This is a genomic window from Ralstonia flaminis (assembly GCF_958415495.1).
GTDB classification, from domain to species: Bacteria; Pseudomonadota; Gammaproteobacteria; order Burkholderiales; family Burkholderiaceae; genus Ralstonia; species Ralstonia flaminis.
Genome location: NZ_CATZLL010000017.1, coordinates 62855 through 76391, shown reverse-complemented (window position 1 = coordinate 76391; position 13537 = coordinate 62855). Strand labels below are relative to the sequence as shown.

The window sequence follows — 13537 nt, the reverse complement described above, 5'->3', positions numbered from 1 at the left end:
GCGGCACATCCACTGGTTTGGATGCGCCGCAGAGTGAGAGCGCATCGCGCGATGTATGACTACGCGATGACGATGTGGTGAAGAACGCTTGCCGCCCGCTTACGGCATCACAGGTTCTTGCGTTCGGCTGCGGTGAGCCGCATCTTCTGGCGCTCGCTCAGATCGCCATTGCCGATCATCTGGAAGGCGCTGCCGGGGTCGTAGCTGCTGCGGTCCTGACGCTCGGGCGGCGGTGCCTTCTGCGCGCCGTCGCCGTTCTCGCCACCACCCGCCCCGCCGTAGCCGAGCACCTGTACGGTGATGATGGAAGGCAGCCCATTGCGTGCCGCCGCCTGCTGCTGGCGCATCACGTCCTGCGCTGCCTGCGTAGCCGAGTTGGCTGCCGCACTGGCCGAGCTGAGCGCACTCACGTTGACCAGCGCCACCGTCGGAATACCGCGCGACTCGCCTTGCGCCTGGATGTTGGCTGCGTTCACCACACGCAGTGCCGCCACGTTGATGTCGCCCGACACGCGGATGCCTGCCTCGCCTGGGTCGACCGTGCCCAGCGGCGCGATCAAGTCCACGTCGCCGCGCGGCACTTCCGGAATCGGGTTGAGCGTGGCGATGCCCGCGCCGGAGCTCGGCACCTGCGGCGACAGCGTGATGTTGCCCATGCCGTCGTACACACGCAGCGGCGGCGTGTAGAGCAGCGATGTCTTCGAACCACGGCCCGCGTTGATATCGCCTTCGGCAGACCACACCAGAATGCCGCCGCCAAACGTCGTCATGATGCGCGACAGGCCCAGCAGCACGCTGTCCTTCGAATAGACCTGGATGTCGCCTGCCCCCTGTGTGAGCAGGCCCGACGTGGCCGGCGGCGCCAGCCCTTCCACACCGACGATCAACTTGCCGCCCGGCGTGAGCGTCTGGATGGCGCCGCCGAAATCCGTGCGGATGCCCGACGGGCCAAACATCGTGATGGTGCCGTCGCGCTGGATCGGCCGGCCCTGCGCATCCTTATCCGGGAACAACGATGCGATGGCCTGGCGCCCACGCAGGTAGCTGCCGAAGCGGCGGCTCGTAGGGTCGTTGTATTCACGGCCGCCGGCGCGCAACTCGCTGAAGTACACCGAGCGCGCAAACACGCGTTGCTGCTCCGGCGGCAAGCCTAGATAGAACGCGAGTGCACCGTCTTGCGTGCCCTTGTAGTCAAAACGGGTCTGCAGCCAGTCGAGTAGCTCCTTCTCGTAGGTCTTGACGACCTTGCCCGTTTGATCGGCTAGCGGCGCGTTCGGGTTGGCGAGGTTGGCGGCGTCGAGGTAGCGGCGTGCGAACGTCGTGAAGTCTCCGCCCGCGGCACCCGCACCGGCCATCACGCTGATGCCAGCGCCGCTGCTGCGATCACCCGCATTCGTGGAGATGGCCGTGCCGATGCGACCGATGCTCTCCAGCAAACCCTTGTCTGCCTGATAAAGATTGCGGCCGGCGGTGACCTCCAGCGTGCCGGGGCCGGCTACGCGGAAGTTGCCGAACAGGATGTCACGGCCCGCCGAGACGACGGAGATGTCGTTGGGGTTGTTGTTGAGGAGGAGGTTGCCGGTAGAAGTGGTGTTGCTGAAGCCGGTTGGGGTTGAGGTTCCGGGCGCCGTGCCAGCACCCACGATGTCCCGGCCGGCCACAATCCACGTCGGCTTGGCGGCAACGTACCAGTTCGTCAACGTCTTCCAGGAGGGATTCTGGCCACCAGAGGTGAAGTCCAGAACTTCACCGGTACGTAGTCCAACGATATCGCCGTTCACGGCGTAGAAGCGTGCGGGCTCGCTGTCATTCGCATGCAAGATGCCCGATACCGTATCTGCGCCGAACGCAAACAACGGTGTGCCGCTCCCTTTCGATACTGCGGAGCTATCCATGCTGGTGTTGTCGACCAACAGCACCGTACCGGCGCCCACCCCATAGCCGCGGAAGCCGGGGGCGAAAGGCGTTGCCAGTACACTTTGCGACGCACCGGATTGGCTGATCGCATAGCCGTTCGCATACAACGATCCGTTGGCCAGGATTTCAAGCTGCCCCAGCGGCGACGGCGCCAACACCAACGAGGTGTTCGCGCTCAGGCCGCCGCCGTAGTACACGTTGCCGCTTGCAGCAACGGCGCGCAATGTACCCGGATAGACGAAGCGACTGTCAGTGGCCCCTCCCACATCTGCCGTATTCGATTGCGGGATGCTCTGCGTGGTCGGCGTCAGGTTGCCACCCGCCGAGAACAGGTTGAGCGCCGTCTTGTTCGTCCACAGCGAGAACCAGCTATAGCCACCGCCAGACTGCGGCGCGAGCACACCATCCAGCGTCGGTATATACGGCGTCGCATTCATCTGCTTGAGCCGGCCTGCATCTCCCACGCTGGCCAGCACAAGATCGCCCCGCGTCGACAGGCTGACCGTGGCATCGCCCGGCACGATCACCAGTCCATCCGTGGGCGATGCGGCAGTCGGCGCAAAGACATTGATGCCGCGCGGATCGTTTGCGGTGGCCTGGCCATAGGCTAGATCGATTCGACCGATGGAGCCCGCATCCACGCGGAGATTGCCGCGCAGGTCCGTCAGAATGCCACTGTCGTCCTGGATGACACTCGGGTTGCGCAAGCGTGTTTCGATCGGGTTCACCCCACCACCCACATTGAGCGAGAGATCCCCCCCACCGGTGAGCACCAGCTTACCGTCGGGCCCAAGCCGCCCGGTGCTCGCGACGGCGATATTCAATGCCTCACTCACAGGCTGGGCGGGAGTACCGAGGTTTGATTGCATCCCCATGTCGGCGCCGGCGCGCACGCTTACGTTGCCCCCACCCAAGGTGCCGATTCCCGTGAAGCCGACCAGAATCGGAGAAGGCAGGGTCGCATTGCTGGCGTCGGGGGTTCCGTACGCATACGTTCCGAAGTTGACCCACCATGCGGTTGGCAGTCCCGATCCTGCTCCGCCCTGGCGCCACAACCATGCTCCTGGGTAGCTGAGGTATCTGAAATCGTTCGCGCCAAGGCGCCCCAGTGTGTGCCCGGTAATCGCGCCACGCGCTGAAAGGATGACGTTGCCACCCTGCTCCGGATACCACGCCTGATAGAGACTTGTTGCGGAGCCTCCATCGACAAACCGTTCGTATGGCGCGCCGTTCGGGCCCAGCACGGTTGAACCACTCGTCAACTCCGTGCCGCGCGGCTGGTTGTAGGGGTTGTCGCCGCTGCCATCCAGCAGCGGTGTGGACTGTGTTCCGGCGGTGTAGACGCCGTACGTCGAGCGCATGTCGATGTTGCCACCGCTCACCAGATCCAGATCGCCCGTTCCGGTACGCAAGACACTGAACATCGGGAAGCGTGCAACGACCGTTGTCTTGGTTGGCATCTGCGCGGAGAAATGCGCGTCGCCCAGCACGAGATTGCCGTCTTTCTGCGCATCGGGCCGTACGGCGCGACCATCGGCTGCAGCGGTATCGGCCCCACTCACCAAGCGCATCGCCCACGACTCGGTACCGGGCTGCAGCATCGGTGCAATCGCCCAGTTGGCGCCCTCTGAACCGTTGACCGTATCGCGCAATGCAACGAATTGGGCGTTGTTCGGCAGCTTCACGGTGGTCGAGCCCGGAACAATAGCGCCGACGGCTAGGTTCAGCGCGCCATTCAGGGCGATACCGGTCGTGCCCGGCCCCGCCAGTGCCACGCCCTTAGGCCAGACGATCGAAGCCACCATCGCAGGCACAGCGAGCACATTTCCCGCGTCAAGCGTCATCCCAGTAGTGAGGGTGGTGTCTTGCCGCAACATCGTGCCGGCGGGGTACACGACGTTGCCTGCAGCATTGCGCACGGCCGCACGCAGCACCGTGCCCGCGGGCAGGTTCACGTTGCCGCCAAGCTTGAGCGCGGCCGGAACAATTGTGTTGGCCGGCAGCGAGAAGGATCGCAACGGCACATCGTAGTTGAGCACCGTACCCGGCGCGAACAGCGTTCCATCTGCAAGCGTGACGCCGCTGCGCGACACCACCACGTCGTTGCCATAGGGCTGCTTGCCCGACATGAGTACCCAGCCCATCTCATCCTGCGTGGCTGGAGGCGGCGCAAACCCATCGTTGATGCTGCCCGACACCTGCAGCTTGCCGCCCGCGCGGAGCACCAACGCGCCTGGCTCGCCCGAGCCGCGCACGTTCGGGTCGGCATTAGGTCCATAGCGATAGCCAGAAAAGTCGAGATCGCCGCGCACCAGCAGGTTGCCGTTCGGCGTGGCACTGACAATCTCCACCCCTGGCCGCAGATGGTATGCAGCGCCGTAGGTGCTCAGGCCGGCCACACGCGCTTGCAAATTACCGTTGGCCCACGCGGCGTTGATGAAGTTCCGGCTGTCGGCATCGACGCCATTCATCCAGCCTTGCGTGATGACCTGATTGGGCTTGCCATCCACGCCCGGTGCCGTATCAAGCGGCGCATTGCTATAGCGGCGGAAACCTTGCACGGCGATGCTCTTCGCGCCCCGGATGTCGAGCGGGCCGGAGGCATCGATGTCCATGTCGCCCTGCGCGTCTGCGCCGATGCGTGGCGCGCTGAGCGTAACGGTGCCGCGCGCCACGTTGTCGGCGGCGCGTACATCGATGACTGCGCCCGGAGACAGCATCAGGCGCCCGTCCGTCGCTCGCAGCTCGACGATGCCGCGGTTGGGGGCGTCGATGGGCAAGCCATAGCTGTCCACGCGCAGGCGCGCGCCGTGGGCATCGAGCACGGCACCCGAACCGAGCGTCAGCCCATTGTGCGCGGCCAGACGAATGGTGCCTGGCTGTTCTCCGCTGGCGTCTACGCGGCCGTTGACAGTCAGACTGCCGCTATCAAGCGACACGTTGATCGTGTTGGCCTTGAGCTCATCACCGATCACCAGATCGCCCTGCTTGAGCTGGAAGCTGCGTGAACCGGTCACGCTGCCTGTATTCAGGCGCTGGTTCAGGCCTGCAAAGTCGTTAACAGTCTGCGCACGCACGTCCACGCTGCCGGCCTGCCAGGGCACGTCGGTGCCGCCGGCATCGTAGCGGCCGCTCGCCGCCCCACGGATCGTGCCAGCCAGATCGACGCGGCCAGCCGCCGCATCGAGCGCTGTTACCGACACGCTGCCGGCATGGTTATTTTGCGCAGACACATCAATGACCGCGCCTGCCGCCTGGCTCACGCTGCCGTGCGCGCTGTCGATCAGCACGTCGCCACCGGCGCTGTACTTGGTCACATCAGCCATCTGTATCGCGCGGCCCGCCACGGCGATGCGCGCGCCGTCGGCCAGCGTGACGCCGCTGTCACCGGAGAGGGTCAGCTTGCCGCTGGGCAGCACAATGGCGCTGGCGATGCTGACGGTATTGCCCTTGAGCCCGATCTCCGCCCCCAGCGCATCCGTGCTGGCGCTGCCGGCACCCGCTCCCGCGGAAACACTCAGTGCCCCGCCCGCGGTGATGCGGTTGATCGAGCCGGACTCACCCGTCAACAGCGGCGTGACGAGGTTCAGGTTGCCGCCGCTGTATTGGTAACCCGTGCCGGGTTGATACGCGCCCTGCGATTGATACACAGACAGCGTGTTGCGGTTGTTGGCGGTGATCTTCCCGCTGGCCTGCACGTTCACGTTGGCAAAGCCAAGCGTGAGCCGATCAAGTGTGAGTTGCGTATCGGGCTGGGTGAGCGGACCGTAGCCGAACACCATGTCGCGCGCAACGATATTGAGCGTACCGCTGCCGGTGCCGGCACCGCCTGCGATGACCGCCCCCGGCTTCAGACTCGATGGCGCCTGATTGATGGTCGTGCGTGTGACGCCGTCACTGATGCCATTCCATACCAGCTTGTCGGTGGTGATGGTGGCAACGTCGCCCGCATTGCCCAGGCCATAGATAGCCGGCGTATTGAGCACGAACGAGGCCAGCGATGATCTGCCCGTCACCGGGTCGATCGTATTGAGCGCCGTAGTGCCGTAGAAGTTGACCGACTGCGAAGCAGTCAGCACCAGGTTCTCCAGCCTCGGGACACCAATGCCCGAGTTGCCGGCAAGCAATCGACTGAGCAGGTCCTGATTCAGGCGTAGCCCGTTGGGCAGCACGTTTGCGGCAGCATCCAGGGCAGCCTGCTCGCCGATGTTGATGCTGGGCATCGACAGTGTCAGGTACTTCGCGCCATAGCGGGCGCCACCGTCCAGCGTAAGTTGGCCGTTGCCCCGTGTGGAGAACAGCAGCGAACCCTCGCCATAGAGCTCTGACTTGCCGATCGAAATGCCCTTCGATGTACCGGCCGACGGGACTTGAATCACGTTGAGCAGGCCGTTGGAGACCGCGACAAGGTTCGAGCCCGTCGAGTAGACATATCCGTCTGTCGACGGATACGGTGTGTCCGCACCTTCGCCAAGGGTGCTGATGCGTGCGCCATCCTCAATCGTGATGCCTCCCGCTTGCGCGAGCAGCAAAACCTCGCGCGCCGTCAGCTCCGCGCCCGCGCGTACGCTCACCGAATTGGCGTAGCCCGCCAGCGTGCGCCGAACGCCGTCGACCATGCGCATGCCGCCACCGATCATCATGCGCGGTGCATCAATTGCGTTCAGGGCACTCGAATCTATTGACACAAACCCTGGCGTAGCGGTCCCCCCAGGGGCGAGCACTTCAAGGTTCGTGCCGATCTTCGAGCTGCTGTCGACCGATAGCGTGCCGGCATATCCTCCCGGTGCGGCATCGAAGCGAACCGTACCGCCGAATTTCAGCGCGGGCGTGCTGGCATCTGGGTCCTGGTAGACGAGTTGAAGGGTCTTGCCATCGGCAGGCAGCCCCGGGCGCGGATTACCGAATCGCTTGGCATCTGCCAAGAGGAAATCAGCGTAGCTCGTTTCGTTGTACTGGGAATGCCTGCGCACGCTGTCGCCCGGCGTGACCACGATCTGCGACGGCAGTGCTGAGCGGACACCCGTATTGGCCGTACTGAGCACGCCACTGGCAAGCCACGTGCCATCGCTCAGCCCAGAGGCCACGGGTGCCAACGGATTGGTTCGCCCAACTTCGACGCGGTACGCGCCCGGCAGCAACGCGTGGGCTGCCGGCAACAGCGTGTAGACGCCCGGAGCCAGACCGGGAATTCCCACGCCGATGGTGATCTGCCTCCCTACTGCGGCAGCACCCGCATTGATATCAAAGGGGGCGTAGGCGCTGTGATAGCCGGGTACGATGGCATACACACTATTGCCCGCAGCGCTATAGGCCAGTGTGGGGTTTGCGTTGATGAGTGGTGTCGTCAGCACGTCCACCGAACCGCCCCGGCCGCTGACAAAGCCAGCCCCTGCGATCGTGCCACCACCTGACAGGTCGACCACTGCACCTGGTGCCACCTCGAACGATTTCCCTGCAAGGCGGACCACACCCGAGGCACCATCCAATGACACGGCGCCGGCCACCGAGGTACCGTTCACTGTGTAGCTCACGCCATCGGAGGTGCCCCCGTAGGGCAACGTCAAACCTGCGGCACTCACCGATGTCAGACTGCCGGGTAGCAAGCTCACGCGGTTGGTCGTGGTGGTCAGTCCGTCGAAGGTTGTCCCCCCCAGCACGAGATTGCCCAGGGGAGCACGCAAGACGCCACCCTGCTCGACCACGGGCGCAAACAGCCGCAAGGTGCCGAATACGCTGTTGGGCACGTCCGGAGTGTCCTCAGAGGTGCGACCAAGCGCAAGGCGTTCGGTGGCAACCAATCTGCCCTGGGCCCCACTGACCGGGTACACCTGGGCAGCATTCATCGTGACCTGGCGCGACACGCCGCCGCCCAGGTTGACGCGAATGTCCCCTGTGCTGTTGAGCGCCAGCGTATCGAAGCCGGGGCGGATGATCTGCAGGGGTGCCTGCTGATACTGATCCACAGTCCCGTTGGCACCAGCGGTATAGAGGAACCCCAAGTCGACCATGTTGGCATCGACCGTCAGCGCAGCCGTCGTGGGCAGCGGCGGCAATGGACCTATCTGCAACCGTTGCGCAGGGTCAATCGCACCACCCACGAGCGGATAGATCCCGCTGTTTTCCCCAACCAAGATGCTGCCGAATCTGACATAGGGTGCCGAAAGATGGACGGCGGACACGCCATCGCGAGCTGACAACGCGTTACTTTGTACCTGCAGGCTGCGACCCAGCGACAGGTTGACTGGCCCGTCGAACGTAATCATGTCGGCATAGACCGACAACGCATCGAAGCCACCTGCTCCGATCCGGTCTGTACTGATGCGCGCCTTGCCAAATGCGAGCGCCGGATTCGACTCTCCCGGGCGCGCATCCGCTGGCAATACGGCTCGATAGGTCGAACCGATCTCCAGTTCGCGCGGCACCGCAACCGCGCTGGGGAATGAAACGCCGTCAACCGGCAGATAGTGTGGCGTTTCCAGCGTAACGGACAACGTGCCACCAGCGGCACCGGCACCCCCTGCAAAAGCACGCAGCGTCCCGTCCACCTGCAAACCCGTGAACGACGCGAGCGAGATCGTGCCACCGTCCCCCGCCAGCTCGACCGGCCGTGCAGTCTGCCCTGCAGACAACGAAGCACCAGCCCCCTCCGTCACATCCACAGTGGTGTGCGCGCCGGATGCCTCCAACAGCGCACCGGGGCGAATCACGATGAACGCGTTAGCAGCCGGCGCTGTCCCGCCAGCCGTTGCGGGCCCCCTCGGGCCGATTGCGATCGTGCCACCGCTACCTGCCTGACCATAGCGACGGCCGTAGCTGTCCACCGCGCTGACGGCACGTGCACTCACATCCAGGACTGCGTGATCGCCGATCCAGATCGAGCGGGCGAGGTCGACGTAATCCGCACGCCCGTTGGCACCGTCGGTACCATTCATCTGCAGCACATTGATCGTGCCGCCCGGCGCCGTGATCGCGCCATCAATCGTGATCTGCCCCGGCGTCTGCAGTGCCACCGCCTGCCCCGGGTCCACCACAATGCGCGCCCCCTGCCCCACCTGCAGTTGTGAGCCTACGGTCTGATTCAGGCTGCTGTTCGACTCCAGCGTCAGGCTCGCCCCGCCGCGCTGGATCAGCTTGGCGTTGACGGCATCTTCTTGATACACCGGCGGCGTCCACAGCGTGAGCACATCGGCGGGGTGCGCGCCCGTGGCAACGTTGCGCGCAGCGTCCGGCACGAAGTAGACCGGCATTTCCACATTCAACGTGGTGCCCGGCGCAACGGTCAGGCCGCGATACCCATTCACGTCGTAGGCCGAGAAGCCCTGACGGAAGAAGTCCGGCGTAAGCAGCAACTGCCCGCTCTGCACGCCACTGCCATCAGACACGAGCACCTTGTCCGCCGCCACCGTAAGCGTGCCGCCGCCATTGACGCCGTAGCCCTTGATCGTGCTGCCCAATTGCAGCGTGCTGCCATCCGCCGTTGCAGGCGCGAACGGCGGCGTGTTGGCCGTGAGCGTGACGTTGCCGCCCGTGCCGCCGCGCACGCTGCCGTTGGCCAAAATGCTCGCCCCCGACGACACGTCGATCGTGCTGCCGGTTGCCAGCGCAATACCCTGCACGCCTTCCAGGCTGACATTGCCGCCGTTGAGCCAGGCCATGCCGGCCACGGTGGCTGGATCCAGCGCACCGTTCACCCACAGGCCACTCACGTCCACCGTGGCACCTTGCGCAAGTGTGATGCGTGACTTGCCGTCCTTGGTTAGCGCTGCCGCTTGCGTGGCCGGATTTGCGGCACGCAGCACATTGCTGAGCGTCACGTTGCCGCCGTGCGCCACCACATCGGCATTCACGTCGATGGACGATGCCGACACCGACACCGCGCCACCGTCGGCCAGCGCCAGACGCTTGTCGATGGTCACATTGCCCTGCGACGCGATGGACAGGCCGCCAAGCCCCATGTCGTTCAGGCGCTGCGCATCCAGCTGGATCGTGTTGATGCGGTCTGCCGGCAGCGCGTCGGTCAGCGAGATCGGCCCCGCGGCTGCAACATCATCAATGCGAACCTGCGTGTCGTATGCACCGGCCAGGCCGTAGCCGTCATAGCGACCGATCCGCAATGCGGCAGGAATCGCCACCGCGGTCTGCGCCTGCATGTAGCCATCGGTGGCGCTCGGCGAACGTGCCTGGGTCTGGCGCGGCCCGTTGTAGACCGCGCTCACGATGTCGCCATCGACCACCGCCGTGGGCGTGGAGAGGATCAGCTGCCCCGCATCACGCCCCGCCGTATAGCCGTTCTCCAGCTTCTGGCGCGGCGCGATGAGCGGGCTGTAGTAGTACTCGGTGGTCTTGCTGCCCCAGCGTGGATGCGCAGCTTCAAAGCCCTGATACACGCCCGCGTACAGCACGTCCATCGGCGCGGACGAGGCATCGTAGAGCTGCCCGTCACGCCCCTTGAGGAAGGTCTGGCGCAGGTAGCCGCTCTGCACATCAAGCGAGCCGCCCGACAGGTTGATCGACGAGCCGCGCTGCGTGACGACCTCCTTGCCACCCAGCGTGACGGTGCCGCCCTGCGCAGCCCACTCGCCGATGCTGTGGCCGGTGTTGTCGAGATAGCCGCCCACTTCCAGCAGGCCGCCTGCGGTGTAGTAGCGGTCCTTGTCGTACACGCCGGGCTTGGCGGGCACGTAGATGAGGCGGCGGCGGTCGATCCACACGTTGGCGTTGTTCAACACGCCGCTGTCGCGGTTGCCCGGCGCATCGCGCTGCTCGTTGCCCTGCACGTTCACCTGAACGTTGTTCGACTCCATCGACACCTGCACGCCCACCGCACCGCCTACATCGAGCCGGGCGCGATCGGTCACCAGCGCACGGCGCGCGGCGTTCACTTGAATCTGCCCGCCGGTTGCCAGCGACAGCGAGTTGTCGGCGAAGAGCACATCGCCGCCGGAAACGATCTCGATACGCGACAGGTCACGCCGGTCCGACAGGCGCGAGAGGTTGTCGAATGCACCCGGCGCGGTGTCGGCACGCAGCTTGTCTTGCGCAGCAGAGTCCTTGAGCAGCGCATTGCGCTGGCTGTCGAGTGCGGTGGCCGCGTCCTGTTCGATCAGGATGGCGGTGGTCGCACCGGGTCCAACCGTTACGCGGCCCTGTGTGTCGGCAGCGGAGTTCAACAGGTGGATCGTGCCGCGCGTGTTGACGGTGGTGGTGGAGATGGCCACGCCGTTCTGCGCCACGTCGCGCCCCGCCAGCGTGATGTCGCCCTGGTTGGCGACGATCAGGCCGCTGTTGACCACGCGCCCTGCGGTGCTGTCCGCCACAAACTGTGGGGCAATCTCGTTGCCGCGCGTGGTGGACATGGTGTTGCCGTCCGTGCCCACGCCCTTGCGGATGATGAAGTTGTCCCCTGCGGCCAGTTGCGTCTGGCCCTTGGGTGTGTTGATCGTGCCGGCGTTCTCCACCTCAGTGCCGACCAGCAAGACGTAGCCGCCGCCCTGCGTGACGGACTCCGGCGCACGTGTGTTGATCTGCGCGCCGGCCTCCACCTTGATCTTGCCACCCGCGTTGGTGAACGTCGGTGTGGCGTTGTCACCGTACAGACCCTTGCGGAACTGGTCGTCGGTGACGTTGGCGGCGGCGGCTACCAAGTTGCGCGTGTCGACCTGACTGCTGCCCGTGAAGATCACGCCGTTGCGGTTAACGATAAGCACCGTGCCATCGGCCTTGATCTGGCCGCGGATCTGGCTGGGCCGCCCGTTCGGATCATTCACGCGGTTGAGCACCGACCAGTTGGACTGCTGCTGGTACTCCACCGTCGTGTTGCGGCCGACGTTGTAGGTCTCCCAGTTCAGCACGGCCTTGTCGGCGGTCTGCTGGATGGCCACGTTCACCCGGCCATCCTTGTTGGATTGCACCGGCGCGTTGGCGTTGACCCAGCCGCGTGTGAGCGAGTTCGTATCGACCTTCAGGCCGCCATCAGTCAAGCCGTCGGGCACGTCTGACGAACCGCTGAGTGCAGCCTGCCGCGCCGCATTCTGCGCAGCCTGCTGTGCCGCAATGGCAGCCGCCACGCCGTTCAGGTTGGCCAGCGACTGCTGCAATTGCTGGCGGGCTTGTTGCGATTGCTGCTGCGGGTCGTTGATCAGCGCGACCGGCGTGCCGTTGGGTAAGCGGCCGGTGGCGGCTGCCGTGTTCTGCGCCGCGCCGCGCTCGGCAAACCAGGCGCCGCTGAAGGCGCGCGTTTGCGCATGTGCGCTGGCGGCCAGCAGCGTCAGTGCCGCCGCCTGCACCAGCGGCTTGATCCGCCACGTGCGGACTGACCGCCTGCCATGCGCGCGCCGACGATGCGACAGAAACGTGACGGAAGAAGACTGGGCGGGCTGGCTCGGCTGCATGTCAGGAGGCAAACGGACGATCGGACGGCGGCCGCGTCGTTCACATCCGTGCGGCCTCTCCTGCTATGACGAAGGTCACAACCCGAACCCGCAATGACAGAAATATGGCAATGCGCGATGCTCGCGCAGGTGCGTGCGCCTTACCCCAGCAGCACGATGCCGCCCGGCAGCTCCGTCACGCTGGCACCCAGCACTTCACGAATCTGCGCAAACACCGTGTCGAGCCGGTCGATACGGAAGCGCCCGTTCAGGCGGCTGCGTGCGAGCTTGTCATCCATCACCAGCACATGACCGGGGCGATAGCGGTTGATCTCGCTCACCACATCGGACAGCGGCGTCTGGCGGAACACCAGCACACCACTGCGCCACGCTGATGCGGTGGCCACGTCGGTTTGCGCGACAGCACCCAGCGCGTGCTTGTCGTAGGTCACTTGCTGGTTGGCCGTGAGCGTCAGGCTGCGACCGCCGACTTCCACACGCACGTCGCCCGACACGCAGGTCACGCACACGTGCGCATCAAGATTGCGCACCTCAAAGCTGGCCTGCGTGGCAATCGCACGGCCGGGGCCTGCTGCCACCACAAATGGCTGCGCCACGCCACGCGTGCTGTTGATAGCGATCTCGCCATCGAGCAGATCAACCCCGTGCAGCGCACCCGCATCACGACGCAGCGCCACGCTGGTATGCGTGTTCATGTCGATCGTCACGTCAGAGGCGAGTGCCACCTGGCGCTGCTCGCCCGTCTTGGTGCGCAGGTCTGCGGCCAATGAGGGGAACGCACCCCACAGGCCAGCCGGCGCAACCACAGCCACGGCAGCGCCCGCCGCCGTCGCAAAAGCACCACCCAGAAAAGCGCGACGGCCCAGCGTGGGCGCGCGCCGCGTCCTGGCGGCTTGCCGACGCCGTACAGCCTCACCCGCCGGGCCAAAGTCCTTCCACAACTGGCGCGCCTCGGCAAAGGCGGCGGCGTGCGCATCGCTCGTATCGCACCAGCGCTTGAGCGCCTGCGCGTCGGCCACGGTGGCCTCGCCCGAGGTCAGACGGCGCACCCACGCATGCGCATCGCGGCGCAGCGTGTGCGGAATCTTCAGCGTCGTCTTGAGGGGTTCGGGTGCTGCCTTCATGCGTTCAACCATCTGTCATACCGCCGTTCTCTTTGCGGCTACGGCTTGCCTCTGCCGCCACTCCGACGGTCTTATCGGTATGACGAATCCCGCCACACAAAC

Annotated in this window: 2 protein-coding genes; both read right to left on the bottom strand. The window is 65.3% G+C overall.

Translation table 11 applies throughout. The annotated features are described in order from the left end of the window. Positions 1-107: 107 nt before the first annotated feature. Positions 108-12311 (bottom strand): filamentous hemagglutinin family protein, encoded by a 12204-nt coding sequence (locus R2N11_RS22450; RefSeq protein ID WP_316682425.1) that lies wholly within the window; start codon positions 12309-12311, stop codon positions 108-110. 140 nt (positions 12312-12451) lie between these two features. Then, a complete protein-coding gene (locus R2N11_RS22445; protein ID WP_316682424.1) occupies positions 12452-13435 on the bottom strand; it encodes a FecR family protein in 984 nt (327 codons plus the stop codon). Positions 13436-13537 lie beyond the last annotated feature (102 nt).

Excerpts from the sequence above, each read along its gene's own strand:
- R2N11_RS22450 (WP_316682425.1), bottom strand. The coding sequence starts at position 12,311 with ATGCAGCCGAGCCAGCCCGCCCAGTCTTCTTCCGTCACGTTTCTGTCG.
- R2N11_RS22445 (WP_316682424.1), bottom strand. The coding sequence starts at position 13,435 with ATGAAGGCAGCACCCGAACCCCTCAAGACGACGCTGAAGATTCCGCAC.